Source organism: Pseudomonas germanica (assembly GCF_019614655.1).
In the GTDB taxonomy this organism is placed as follows: Bacteria; Pseudomonadota; Gammaproteobacteria; order Pseudomonadales; family Pseudomonadaceae; genus Aquipseudomonas; species Aquipseudomonas neuropathica.
Genome location: NZ_CP071586.1, coordinates 6,701,419 through 6,713,530 on the forward strand (window position 1 = coordinate 6,701,419; position 12,112 = coordinate 6,713,530).

9 protein-coding genes are annotated in these 12,112 nt (G+C 59.3%); 5 read left to right on the forward strand and 4 right to left on the reverse strand.

The features are described 5' to 3' along the window. Positions 1 to 29: 29 nt before the first annotated feature. The 4 genes from J0G10_RS29860 (at position 30) to J0G10_RS29875 (ending at position 3,999) form a co-directional block, all read left to right on the forward strand. Entirely contained in the window at positions 30 to 290 is a 261-nt protein-coding gene (locus tag J0G10_RS29860) for an accessory factor UbiK family protein (protein ID WP_095049348.1), read from the forward strand. A 359-nt stretch (positions 291 to 649) separates the two neighbouring features. After that, positions 650 to 1,168: a BRO-N domain-containing protein gene (locus J0G10_RS29865; protein WP_220557161.1), complete on the forward strand. Its 519-nt coding sequence runs from the start codon at positions 650 to 652 to the stop codon at positions 1,166 to 1,168. 195 nt (positions 1,169 to 1,363) lie between these two features. Next, positions 1,364 to 1,909 (forward strand): N-acetyltransferase, encoded by a 546-nt coding sequence (locus J0G10_RS29870; protein ID WP_342593393.1) that lies wholly within the window; start codon positions 1,364 to 1,366, stop codon positions 1,907 to 1,909. Between the two features lie 596 nt (positions 1,910 to 2,505). Beyond that, the gene (locus J0G10_RS29875) at positions 2,506 to 3,999 is read left to right on the forward strand and encodes a YifB family Mg chelatase-like AAA ATPase (RefSeq protein ID WP_220557162.1); all 1,494 of its coding nucleotides are present in this window, start codon (positions 2,506 to 2,508) and stop codon (positions 3,997 to 3,999) included. Here the strand turns inward: J0G10_RS29875 and J0G10_RS29880 are convergent. The 3 genes from J0G10_RS29880 to J0G10_RS29890 all read right to left on the reverse strand — a co-directional run bounded on the left by J0G10_RS29880 (position 3,996) and on the right by J0G10_RS29890 (position 8,511). After that, entirely contained in the window at positions 3,996 to 5,210 is a 1,215-nt protein-coding gene (locus J0G10_RS29880; RefSeq protein WP_095125012.1) for an aldose 1-epimerase family protein, read from the reverse strand. The two genes, J0G10_RS29875 and J0G10_RS29880, sit on opposite strands and share 4 nt — an antisense overlap. A gap of 219 nt (positions 5,211 to 5,429) precedes the next feature. Next, positions 5,430 to 7,406 (reverse strand): methyl-accepting chemotaxis protein, encoded by a 1,977-nt coding sequence (locus tag J0G10_RS29885; RefSeq protein WP_007920409.1) that lies wholly within the window; start codon positions 7,404 to 7,406, stop codon positions 5,430 to 5,432. 184 nt (positions 7,407 to 7,590) lie between these two features. Then, positions 7,591 to 8,511, reverse strand: coding sequence for a LysR substrate-binding domain-containing protein (locus J0G10_RS29890; protein ID WP_007920406.1), 921 nt, complete (start codon positions 8,509 to 8,511; stop codon positions 7,591 to 7,593). 158 nt (positions 8,512 to 8,669) lie between these two features. Between J0G10_RS29890 and J0G10_RS29895 the strand changes: the two genes are divergently transcribed. Beyond that, the gene (locus tag J0G10_RS29895) at positions 8,670 to 10,067 is read left to right on the forward strand and encodes a NorM family multidrug efflux MATE transporter (RefSeq protein WP_095049340.1); all 1,398 of its coding nucleotides are present in this window, start codon (positions 8,670 to 8,672) and stop codon (positions 10,065 to 10,067) included. Between the two features lie 109 nt (positions 10,068 to 10,176). Here the strand turns inward: J0G10_RS29895 and J0G10_RS29900 are convergent, their stop codons facing one another. Further along, positions 10,177 to 11,850 (reverse strand): putative bifunctional diguanylate cyclase/phosphodiesterase, encoded by a 1,674-nt coding sequence (locus tag J0G10_RS29900; protein WP_095049339.1) that lies wholly within the window; start codon positions 11,848 to 11,850, stop codon positions 10,177 to 10,179. Positions 11,851 to 12,112 lie beyond the last annotated feature (262 nt).

A 12,112-nucleotide genomic window follows, 5' to 3' on the forward strand; every position in this document is an offset into this window, starting at 1 on the left:
TGCCGGCCATTGTTTCCAGGACATCCACCATGCTCGCGCCCAAAGACTTCCTCGACGCCCTGAGCGGCACCGCTTCCCGCCTGTTCAACGGCGACACCCCGCTGCCAAAAGCCGAAATCGAAAGCCAGTTCAAGATGCTGCTGCAGAGTGCGTTCAGCAAACTCGACCTGGTGAGCCGTGAAGAATTTGATAGTCAGATGGTTGTGTTGGCGCGTACTCGCGCTCGACTTGAAAGCCTCGAAGCCAAAGTTGCCGAGATGGAAGCGAAGCTGACGCCGTCCGCTGAATAATCCGCGCCCCCTGTAGGAGCTGCCGAAGGCTGCGATCTTTTGATCTCCAGCCCTTCAACCATCCCGGCAACGTCCTACAACCTGCACCACCGCCGCCCGATTGCGCCGAAAAGCCCAGGTTTCTAAGCTCACCCGATGCTGAATGTTCAGCACCGGGTTTGGCGACCCGAACAGCTTAAGGCGCACGACAACCATGATGGCGGCTACATTTACCGCCACATCGTTTCATGGCGGTTGTGCGTGGGAGACCTTCGGGTCTGCCGGGTTCCTTTTGCTCCGGTTCGCCAACCCGCGTACAACTGCCACCCAATCGTTTGGCGACGATTGAGGGCAGCCCCTTAAGCAAGAGGAACTGCTCCATGAATCAAGAAGAGACTTATCTAAGCCCGCACATCTTCACCCGCCACAAACTCCCCCTCCACGCCCTCCTCATCCAGAACCAACCCTGGTTCTGCGCCCGAGACCTGAGCCGCCTGCTGCACATCTACCTCAACGAACGCATGCTGCGAAAACTCGACCCCGACCAATACCAAACCCGCAAAACCCTGATCCACAACCAGATCGAAAACACTCTGCTGATCAGCGAGTCCGGCATCTACGCCCTCCTCGTCTACCACTACTGCCCCGAATACCGAGCCCTGCGCGAATGGCTCACCCACCAGGTCATCCCCACCCTGCGCGACGCCCAACATCCCTGCACAGGCGAACGCCCACACCTCAGCTTGCTCAGTTGGCCGGACATGACGTTGAGTTTGTTGCATTGGAATAATCAGCCGTGGATACGGTTGCAGGATGTGCCACACATGGTGACGGAGCGAGAACAAGCAAACCGCACGGTTGTGAACTCATGGTGGAGAAAGGCTCTGCAATTGATCTGAATTTTTGCGCTGCAACCTCACCAACGGTCATTTCAGTGATACCACTGAAATGACCTGTCTTGTGTCTTCGTTAACTCGCCCCCCCTACTCCGAAATCCTCCACTCACAGAAGTAACGTCCTACAAAACGCGTCCCCCACGTCTGATTTCGCTGCCCCCTCTCTGCTGGCTATCTTCTGCGACCAGATCCAAACAGATGAAAACAATGAGAAGAAAAGGCAAAGCAACGGATCTTCGTAACCAGACATTCAGATCAAACTCGCGAAAGATCGCCTACAAATTCTTTCTAAAGAACATTGCCCCGAGAATCCCAAATATTGATGCAGCAGCGGTCAAGTTTGAGCCAATTACCCCAGCAGCGATAAAGCAATACTTTCTCTGGGAGGGGCCAACAATTTTCCCTTGGGATGACGTTGCAGACTGGAAAAGTAAAGATGCGAAAGGTCTGGATTTGGCGATATGGTTCAAACAGATTCTTTGCGGCATGTGCTATGCGACCCCGCGCGCAAGCTCTATCTGCTTAAAGATTATTCTGTTGGAAGGGCATCCGGACAGGGCGCACCCGCTTCGCGGCAGGATCGCGCCGATTGCTCTGCTTGTCGCAGATCACTATGCGCGAGCGCTAGGATGTAAAGAAATCGAAATTCAGGATCCTGATCCGAATGTTGTTTTTTACTACCGGAAACTGGGGTTCGAATTCGACCATACCAACCGGCTTGTCATTTCTGTGAACGGTCAATAACATCGAAATCAACAACCCAATCGTACGAGGTGCGTATGAGCCCAAAAAAGCGAAAGGCAAAGCTTCTTCAGATTGTTGAACTACATCTCGAAGCACTCCGGTTGGCTGGGGATATGTCAGCCAACCAACGGCGATTTATTGAAGTTGCTGTTACGTGTGGGCCAGAGCTTGAGCCAAGCGGCCCGCTGGCCGGTAGAAGATCCTGAGTCAAAAATAAAAAGGCGTCCATAGGACGCCTTTTTTGTGTTTGGAGGAGTAGTCGCAGCGATTCTTTAGCTCCTGGCTTTGCAACCATGGGTTCAGAATCCGACGAGCTGGCCCGTCGTCACTACTTCAGAAAAACCAGCTTTCTCTGCTGCCAAAAATGCGGGGGAGCTTTTACTGGTGCCCAGTCCCAACGAATGCGCAGTTGCAGTCCTCGAGCGGGAGGATCCGTCAATGCCGAGCGAGAGTCAACGCTCCAATTCAGGCAAGCACTGACAGCCCATCGGGTCTTGATACGTCTTGTAAACCTCTATTTCAGCACTGAAACCCGGCTCAACTACCCTTCAAAAACCCGCAGGAAGCGGCTCCCCGATTCAGCTCAAGGAACGACCATGTCCCTCTCCATCGTCCACAGTCGCGCCCAGATTGGCGTGGAAGCCCCCGCTGTCACCGTCGAAGTCCATCTGGCCAACGGTCTGCCGTCGCTGACCATGGTCGGGCTGCCCGAGGCGGCGGTGAAGGAGAGCAAGGATCGGGTGCGCAGCGCGATCATCAATTCCGGGCTGCAGTTTCCGGCGCGGCGGATCACCTTGAATCTGGCGCCGGCGGATCTACCCAAGGATGGCGGGCGGTTTGACCTGGCGATTGCCTTGGGGATTCTGTCGGCGAGTGTGCAGGTGCCGTGTCTGACGCTGGATGATGTGGAATGTCTGGGTGAGTTGGCGTTGTCCGGCGCGGTACGAGCGGTGCGTGGGGTGTTGCCGGCCGCACTGGCAGCGCGCAAGGCGGGTCGTGCGCTGGTGGTGCCGCGAGCGAATGCTGAGGAAGCCTGCCTGGCATCGGGGTTGAAAGTGTTTGCGGTGGATCATCTGCTGGAGGCGGTGGCGCATTTCAATGGGCATACGCCGGTTGAGCCCTATGTATCAGACGGGTTGATGCATGCCAGCAAGCCTTATCCCGACTTGAATGAAGTGCAGGGGCAAGTGGCGGCGAAACGGGCGTTGCTGATTGCTGCTGCGGGTGCCCATAACCTGCTGTTCAGTGGGCCGCCGGGAACGGGTAAGACATTGCTGGCCAGCCGATTACCGGGACTGTTGCCGCCGCTGGCCGAGAGTGAAGCGCTGGAGGTTGCGGCGATTCAATCTGTCGCCAGCGGCGTGCCGTTGACCCATTGGCCACAGCGGCCGTTTCGCCAGCCGCACCATTCCGCATCCGGCCCGGCACTGGTCGGGGGCAGCTCAAAACCGCAACCCGGCGAGATCACCCTCGCCCACCACGGCGTACTGTTTCTCGATGAGCTGCCGGAGTTTGATCGCAAGGTGCTGGAGGTGCTGCGCGAGCCGCTGGAGTCCGGGCATATCGTGATTGCCCGGGCCAAGGATCGCGTGCGTTTCCCGGCGCGATTTCAGTTGGTGGCGGCGATGAACCCGTGTCCCTGTGGATATCTTGGCGAGCCGAGTGGCAAGTGTTCCTGCACGCCGGACATGGTGCAGCGCTATCGCAACAAACTGTCGGGGCCTTTGCTGGACCGGATCGACTTGCACCTGACAGTGGCGCGGGAAGCGACGGCGTTGAACCCGCAGGTGAAGCCGGGAGAGGACAGCGCCAGCGCTGCGGCGTTGGTAGCCGAGGCTCGCGAACGACAGCAGAAGCGTCAGGGCTGTGCCAATGCGTTTCTCGATCTGCCGGGATTGAAGCGGCACTGCAAGTTATCCACAGCCGATGAGAAATGGCTGGAATCAGCCTGTGAACGGCTGACGCTTTCGCTGCGCTCGGCCCATCGCCTGCTCAAGGTCGCCCGCACTCTGGCAGACCTCGAGCAAGTCGATGCAATCAAACGTGAACACTTGGCCGAGGCACTGCAATACCGGCCGGCGACACCTTAATGCTCGGTCAGATCAACCAGCGGCGTCTGCCGCACTTCGGTTTCGCGCCCGGCCTGAATCTCAGTCACGCGCTTCAAGGCGTTATCCACAGCACCTTTGTCCGCGAGCAGGCTGTAGCTGATCTGGAACTGTTTGTGTTCCTTGGGTGCAATGGTCGGCACCAGATTCAGCGGACGCTGATAGCGACGGTTGTAGGAAAAACTGGTGCCCGGCTCCAGCCCGGTGACATAGCCCTGGCCTTGAGTGTCGGTATTTTTCCACAAGGAGAACACCGGCAACTGCTGGGTATTGAAGCCAACAGAAACACCGAGGCTGCCCGCCTTGTTATGCAGAACAGTCAGGGTTTCGCCTTTGGCATCGGCGTAAGGCACGACGTTGTAGACGGTTTCGTCATAGTCCTTGGTCGGCGCGCGATAGGTCTGCCAGTCGGCCAGATCACCCTTGGCCTTGTCGTTGAACGGCGACACCTGTTTTACCGGCGCAGCAAATCGTGCGCCTTGCTCGAGGAACGGCGTACTGAAGTTGCTGTGATACAGCGCCTGGTATTCCTTCGGATAGTCGCCGTTGTTGGTCAGCGTATCGTTGAGTGCAAAGCGCACGCTGCCAGGCTCGGTGACCAGTTCAGTAACGACCGAGAAGTCGACTTTCTTGAAGGCTTGCTCTTGCAGCTCGCCACGCAGACTGATGGCGTAGGGCGGCTTTTCATCGATGTGCAGCGTGACGGTGCTGGCCGGAATGTTGGCGGCGCGGCCATGCAAGGTCAGCAGTTCGCCATTGTCGATGCCGGGATGGCCGACCCATTCGTAACCGCAGCGGGCGACCAGTTCATTGAAGCCCTCCAGCCAACCCAGCCCACCACGCCCGTTGAGCTCGATAAAGGCCGGGTTGACCACGTCCTTGACCGGCGAATCCCAACCCATCCGCACGTCGCCGACAGAAGCCTGCAAGACGTTCATGCCTCGGGTGGGCACCACCGAGAGTTTCATTGTGCCGTTATCGATATCAACGATGCTGACGCCTTCCTGCCGCCCACCGTGCAAGGTACGCAGGCTCACGGAGAAGGGTTTGGCGGTTTTCACGCCGAGCTGCTCACTGGTGATGGTCCAGTTTTGCGCGGGTTTGTTGGTATCGAGAAGGACGTAATCCCAGGCCATGGCGTGGGAAGCAGCAGAGAATGCGCCGAGGGCGACGGCGAGTTTGAGCGGGGTCATGGCAGCAGCCTTTATTGGAGTTGTGTCATTTTTATAGCGCTGCGGAAACGTTTCAGCAAGTGTATTAGATCGACAGATTGCAGGTTCAGCCGAAGATCTGCAGTGTTGCATTCGCAAGCAGGCTCACTCCTACAGGGGATCCGGGTCTTCACAAAATCTGTGATTCGCACCGGACACTGTGGGAGCGAGCCTGCTCGCGAAAGCTATATCAAGGCTGTATCAACGAAAGCGATCAACCTCGGAACGCAGATCCGCCGCCAGCTTCTCAAGCTCCTTGGCGGTAACAGCCAGGTTCGACACAACCTCACGCTGCTCACTGTTGGCCAGTGCGATGCTCTGCAAATTGCTGCTCAACAGAGTCGCGGTGCTGCTCTGCTCCTGAGTGGCCGTGGTAATCGCGGCAAACTGCTGCCCCGCCGAACGGCTCTGTTCATCGATTCGCGCCAGCGCCGACGCGACGTTGGCGTTGCGCGACAAACCTTCCTGCATCAGCACATTGCCCTGCTCCATGGTGCTGATCGCGTTACCGGTTTCCTGCTGGATGCTGTGGATCATGCTGGAAATTTCATCTGTCGCCTGACGGGTGCGCGAGGCCAGGCTGCGCACCTCATCGGCCACCACAGCAAAGCCACGACCCTGCTCACCAGCACGGGCAGCTTCGATTGCTGCGTTAAGTGCCAGAAGGTTGGTCTGCTCGGCGATCGAGGTGATCACACCTACAATGCCGCCAATTTCCTGCGAACGCTGACCGAGGGTGTTGATCACGGTGGCGGTGCTGTTCAGGGCGCCAGCGATTTGCTCCAGCGAGGACGACGCTTCTTCCATCGAGCTGCGGCCAATCTGCGTTTGCTGGGCATTTTCCTGCGCCAGACGCTGGGTCGCGCCCATGTTGTCGGCGATGTTCAACGACGTCGCACTGAACTCTTCCACCGCGCCGGCCATGCTGGTGATTTCGCCAGATTGTTGCTCCATGCCTTCATAGGCACCGCCGGACAAACCGGACAGGGCCTGGGCACGGCTGTTGACCTCTTCCGAAGAGCGGCGGATGTGCTCGACCATGGTCGACAGCGCCTGGCTCATCTGGTTGAACGCGCGAGACAGCTGACCGATTTCGTCGTTGCTCGATACGTTCAGGCGCACGCTCAGATCACCGGCGCCCAAGGCCTCGGCCTGACGCACCAGATCCCCCAGAGGCGCCAGTTTGCTGCGCAGCAGCCAGACCACAGATCCGACCGCCAGCAGCATCGCCAACAGACTGCCAATGGCCAGTTGCGTACCCACGCTCCAGGTCACCGCGCGGATCTCAGCTTTCGGCATGCTCGCCACGACCGACCATGGTCCGCCATCGAACGGCACGGCAATGCTATAGAAATCTTCCGAGGTGTCGCTCCAGAACTCACCCTTGCCCGGCTTTGCAGCCAAACCTTTGATCACCGGAACGGCTTGATCCAGCGCCTGCACCCCCGCTGGCGCGACCAGCCATTTGTTTTGCTCGTCGAGCAACGCCAGCGAACCGCTCTGGCCAATGCGGAAGCGCTTGAGGTTATCGAACTGGATGTTCTGCGCGTCGGTGTAATCGAAGCCGACGAACAGCACCGCAATCACCTTGCCGCTGCCATCACGCACCGGGGTGTATTGGGTCATGTAGGAGCGATCGAACAGCAAGGCGCGACCGACGTAACCCTGCCCCGCCATCAACTTCGCGTAGGCCGGGTGCGCGTGATCGAGCAAGGTGCCGATGGCACGGGTGCCATCCTGTTTGGTCAGCGAAGTGCTGACGCGGATGAAGTCTTCGCCGCTGCGCACGAACAGGGTGGCGACGCCGGCGGTCATCTGCTTGAACTCGTCGACTTCCTTGAAGTTGTTGTTCAGCACTTCGCTGCCCAGATGCAGACCCGGGGTCTGGGTGCCGGCAACATTCACCGGCTCACTCGGGTGAATGCTCAGACCTGCGCTGAAACGCTTCTCGAACAGCCCGCTCAGGCGCTGGGTGCTTTCACGCAGCGTGCCGTGGAAGGTGCTCAGTTGGTCGGCCAGCAGCCGCGCCTCACTGGCCAGATGCTCTTCACGAGTGGCGAGGTTGGCGGAGTCCAGCGAACGCAAGGCGAACACCGTACTGCCACTGATAACTATCGCCAGTATTACAGCGAGCGCGAGGCCCAGCTGCGAGGCGATCCGAGCGCGAGGTTGAGACATGGACAGCTCCTGGCCGAGCCACGGGATCCTCCTTGATCTCGACTCGGAAATTTTTCTGGTTGTGGGGGTGAATCGTGGATACCGGCACGACGGTTCCACAAGCACGTATTCGGCGGTGGATCCAAATACTTGAGCGGAAAACAAGGTTATGGCACAAGGCCGGCATTGTGGCGGCTCTAACGTTTCAGCTCAAGCGCGCGACCGCCGGCAACTCCATGGCGCGGACTTCGCTTTGCAGAAAGTCGCTGAGACGGCGCAAACGTTCACCTCCCGGGCGGGTCTTTGGCCACACAAGGTAGTAATTCAAACCGCTGGCGACCGCGGTTGGCCACGGCAGGCTCAGCCTTCCCTGCGCCACATCTTCGGCGACCATTAACAGGTCGCCCATCGACACACCGTACCCGCGCGCCGCCGCGATCATGCCCAATTCGAGGGTATCGAACACTTGCCCACCCTTGAGTGACACCTGATCGGACAGCCCCATGTGTTCCAGCCAACTGCGCCAATCGCGACGGTCCGGTGTCGGGTGAAGTAATTCGGTGCAAGCCAGTCGAGCCAGATCCCACGGTTGATCATTCAGCAAGTTTGGCGCCCCCACCGGAATCAGCTCTTCGGGAAACAATAAACTCGCCTCCCAATCCGGCGGAAAATGCCCGTCACTCAACAAAACAGCGCAGTCGAAAGGCTCATCGTTGAAATCCACCGAATCGACGTCCATCCACGCACTGGTCAGTTGCACTTCGTTGCCAGGCTGCAAATGGCGGAAGCGACTCAGGCGCGCGAGCAACCAGCGCATAGTCAGGGTCGAGGGCGCTTTCATGCGCAAAATGTCGTCCTCGGCACGCAAGGTATTGCAGGCCCGCTCCAGCGCACTGAAGCCTTCGCGGATCCCGGGCAGCAGCAACCGCGCCGCTTCGGTCAGTTGCAGATTGCGACCGCTGCGATGAAACAGCCGACAGGCGAAGTGATCTTCGAGGGTCCGAATATGCCGACTTACCGCACTCTGGGTAATCGACAGTTCCTCGGCAGCCCGGGTGAACGAACTATGTCGCGCCGCCGCTTCAAATGCGCGCAGGGCATATAAGGGAGGAAGACGACGAGACATGCAGAAAGCTCCGATAGCGGGATAAAGCCAATCTTAAACCCTTTACCTAGGATGAGTTTTAATCATGTGACCCATCCTTTTTATCCCTTTGTGCAAAGCCCGCCAAGCGCCGAGAATCGACGGTCTCCTGTTCCCTCTGAAATTGAGTGGTGATGACCATGCAGCATCCTGTGCGTACCGAACTCTGGGCCATTCTGCGGCTGGCAGGGCCGTTGATTGCTTCACAGTTGGCGCACATGTTGATGGTGCTGACTGACACGTTGATGATGGCGCGCCTGAGTCCTGAAGCGCTCGCGGGCGGCGGTCTCGGTGCGGCGACTTATTCGTTCGTGTCGATTTTCTGCATCGGCGTGATTGCAGCGGTCGGCACATTGGTGGCGATTCGCAAGGGCGCCGGCGACATCATTGGCGCTGCGCGTCTGACCCAGGCCGGATTGTGGCTGGCGTGGCTGATGGCGCTGGGCGCCGGGTTGCTGCTGTGGAACCTGAAACCGGTGTTGCTGCTGTTCGGCCAGACCGAAACCAACGTCAACGCGGCCGGGCAATTCCTGATTGCCCTGCCCTTCGCCCTGCCCGGCTACCTCAGTTTCATGGCCCTGCGCGGTTTCACCAGTGCAATCGGCCGGGCGACACCGGTGATGGTCATCAGTCTGGCCGGCACGGTGGCGAATTTCCTGCTCAATTACGCGCTGATCACCGGCATGTTCGGTCTGCCGAAAATGGGCCTGACGGGCATCGGCCTGGTCACAGCGATTGTCGCCAATTGCATGGCGTTGGCGCTGGCCTGGCACATCCGCCGGCATCCGGCCTATGACGCGTACCCGCTGCGCGCGGGCCTGTCGCGGCCGAACCGGCAGTACCTGAAAGAGTTGTGGCGCCTCGGCCTGCCAATCGGTGGCACGTATGCGGTGGAAGTCGGTTTGTTCGCGTTCGCAGCTCTGTGCATGGGCACCATGGGTAGCACGCAGTTGGGCGCGCACCAGATTGCCCTGCAAATTGTCTCGGTGGCGTTCATGGTGCCGGCGGGGATGTCGTACGCGATCACCATGCGCGTCGGCCAGCATTACGGCGCCGGGCAACTGAGTGATGCGCGGATGTCCGGACGGGTCGGGATCGTCTTTGGCGCGGTGGTGATGTTGGGATTCGCGATGGTGTTCTGGCTGTTGCCCAACCAGTTGGTCGGGTTGTTCCTCGATCACAACGATCCGGCGTTTGCCGAGGTGATTCGCCTGGCGGTGAGCCTGCTAGCAGTGGCGGCGTGGTTCGAGCTGTTCGACGGCACGCAGACGATTGCCATGGGCTGCATCCGTGGACTCAAGGATGCGAAGACCACGTTTCTGGTCGGGCTCGCTTGCTATTGGCTGATTGGCGCACCGGCGGCGTGGTGGATGGCGTTCCACCTCAATTGGGGGCCGACGGGCGTCTGGTGGGGATTGGCGTTGGGCCTGGCGTGTGCGGCGGTGAGTTTGACGCTGGCGTTCGAGTGGAAAATGAAGCGGATGATTCGGCTGGAGCCTGCGTCATCAAGTCAGTTTACGGTCCCGCAGACCGACTGAGATCCCTTGTAGGAGTGAGCCTGCTCGCGATTGCGGTGTGTCAGTCGAAGCAAATGTTGACTGGTAGATTGCTATCGCGAGCAGGCTCACTCCTACAGGGGTTATGTGTTCAGCTTACGATCTCGAGGGCTGGCTGCTGGCTTGAGCCGAAGGTGAGATATTCAACCAATTCCGCCAAGGGCAACGGCCGGCTGATCAGATAACCCTGCACCTGATCGCAACCAAACCCGCGCAACAGTTCTAGCTGTTCAGGGGTTTCCACCCCCTCCGCCACCACTTCCAGATGCAGGTTGTGCGCGAGATTGATCATCGCGTGCACCAGTTTGCGGTTCTCTTCGCGCTGCTCCATGCCGCCGACAAAGCTTTTGTCGATCTTCAGCAAGGTGATCGGCAGGCTGTTGAGGTGCACGAACGACGAGAACCCGGTGCCAAAGTCATCCAGCGAGAAGCGCACACCGAGACGGCCGAGAGCGTCCATGGTCTGCTTGACCAGATCGCTACGGCGCATCACGGCGGTTTCTGTCAGTTCGAATTCCAGCCACTGCGCCTCAACGCCACGCTCGGCAATCAACCGGCTCAGCGTCGGCAACAACTGACTGTCTTGAAACTGGCGGAATGACAGGTTGATCGCCATGTGCAGCGCCGGCAGCCCGCGCTCGCGCAACGCCTGCATGTCACGCAAGGCCCGGGAAATCACCCAGTAACCCAGCGGCACGATCAAACCGCTCTGTTCGGCCAAAGGGACAAATTCACTCGGCGGCAGCAAACCGCGCTCGCCATGACGCCAGCGCACCAACGCTTCGAGGCCGACAATCTGGCCATCCTCAAGATTCAGGCGTGGCTGGTAATGCAATTCCAGCTCATCGCGACGCAACGCTCGGCGCAACTCGCTTTCGAGGTCGGCCATGCTCCGCGCATTGCGGTTGATGCGTTCGTTGAAGATATGGAAGGTGCAGCCCTGGGTGCTCTTGGCCTGCTGCATGGCGATGTGGGCGTGCCACATCAGCGGATCGGCGCCGCCCTGCGCACGGGCGTGGGCGATGCCGAGACTGGAGCCGATCAGCAGGCTTTCGCCATCGACCCAATACGGTTCGGCGAGCGCTTCGGTGATGCGTTCGGCCATCCACTCGGCGCGCTGCGGTGCACGGCGGGTGTCGATCAGCAGGGCAAACTCATCGCTGCCCAGCCGCGCCAGTTGATCACCGGCTTCGAGCTGACTTTTCAGGCGTGCGACCACTTGCAGGATCAAGCGATCGCCCGCCTGATGGCCAAGCGCATCGTTGGCGTGGCGGAAGTTGTCGAGATCGAGATGCCCGAGGGCCAGGCCGCGACCGTCGTTTTCCGCGAGGCGCGCAGCAAGCAAGGTCTGGAAACCCTGACGGTTGGCGATGCCGGTCAGCGGATCCTGCTCGGCGAGGCGTTGCAGGGTGTTTTCGAGAACGCCGCGTTCGCGCACATGGCGCAGGCAGCGGCGCAGCATGCCGGCGTCGAGGGCGTCGAACACCAGCCAGTCACTGACGCCAACCGGCGCGGTGTCCGGTTCATGTTCCAGCAGCAAGACCGTCGGCAGGCTGCACCGGCCCGGTGCCGGTTGCAATGCCGGAAGGGTCAACAACACCGCATGGCGGTTGTCTTCGAACAAGCTGCTGACCGAATCCCAGCTCGGCGCGCTGATCAGCACCGCCGCGCTCCCCATCGGAGCCAGACACTCACGCAATAACGCTGTCCACGCTGGCTCTTCGGCCAGTAGCAGCAAACGCAAGGGTTCGACAGGCGTAGACAAGCTAGCTCCCTAGACTCTGCAATGATGTGGGCGGGGCATTATGCCGTTGCGCCGTTCAATGACCAAATGACAACGGTTATCAAAACGTTATTTTGTGTCACGAATGAGAACATTAGCCGCAAAATCACCGCGCATCCTCCGCGAAAGTAACAAAACCGGCAAATTTGAATCGCGTGGTACGTCACAAGTCGGAGAGAGCAGCACAAATCGCTGAGCCTGTTAAAATGCCGGCCCATTTCGTCAACGACTCCCGAATTTTCGT

Excerpts from the sequence above, each read along its gene's own strand:
- J0G10_RS29880 (WP_095125012.1), bottom strand. The coding sequence starts at position 5,210 with ATGACCCCGCTCAAACTCGCCGTCGCCCTCGGCGCATTCTCTGCTGCT.
- J0G10_RS29860 (WP_095049348.1), top strand. The coding sequence starts at position 30 with ATGCTCGCGCCCAAAGACTTCCTCGACGCCCTGAGCGGCACCGCTTCC.
- J0G10_RS29865 (WP_220557161.1), top strand. The coding sequence starts at position 650 with ATGAATCAAGAAGAGACTTATCTAAGCCCGCACATCTTCACCCGCCAC.
- J0G10_RS29895 (WP_095049340.1), top strand. The coding sequence starts at position 8,670 with ATGCAGCATCCTGTGCGTACCGAACTCTGGGCCATTCTGCGGCTGGCA.
- J0G10_RS29890 (WP_007920406.1), bottom strand. The coding sequence starts at position 8,511 with ATGTCTCGTCGTCTTCCTCCCTTATATGCCCTGCGCGCATTTGAAGCG.
- J0G10_RS29870 (WP_342593393.1), top strand. The coding sequence starts at position 1,364 with ATGAAAACAATGAGAAGAAAAGGCAAAGCAACGGATCTTCGTAACCAG.
- J0G10_RS29875 (WP_220557162.1), top strand. The coding sequence starts at position 2,506 with ATGTCCCTCTCCATCGTCCACAGTCGCGCCCAGATTGGCGTGGAAGCC.
- J0G10_RS29885 (WP_007920409.1), bottom strand. The coding sequence starts at position 7,406 with ATGTCTCAACCTCGCGCTCGGATCGCCTCGCAGCTGGGCCTCGCGCTC.